Raw genomic sequence first — 241 nt, 5'->3', positions numbered from 1 at the left:
AGTCAGCTTAGTAAAATATTTAACTTTCTGGAACTATCAGACTTGCAGACCACCCCAAAAAGCTATACTTAACGACAGGTCATTTTGGACTGGTGTTTTGAGGACTTTTTACGCCGGTGATGACACAAAGGCCAGACTCGGCTAAACAAGCTTGATCAGCAAATCCTTACCCTCTATGCCCGAGGCATGACCACCCGTGATATTGCCGAAGCCATTCACGAGATGTACGGTGCTGAGGTGT

General features: G+C 46.1%; 1 pseudogene. It reads left to right on the top strand.

The window, feature by feature from the left end:
* Nucleotides 1-126: 126 nt before the first annotated feature.
* Nucleotides 127-241 (top strand): annotated as a pseudogene (locus AK963_RS33035) (transposase); the annotation flags it as partial.

This window comes from Endozoicomonas atrinae, from assembly GCF_001647025.1.
Classification (GTDB): Bacteria; Pseudomonadota; Gammaproteobacteria; order Pseudomonadales; family Endozoicomonadaceae; genus Endozoicomonas; species Endozoicomonas atrinae.
The sequence above is the reverse complement of the archived record's forward strand: the minus strand, read 5'-3'. Positions and strand labels throughout refer to the sequence as shown.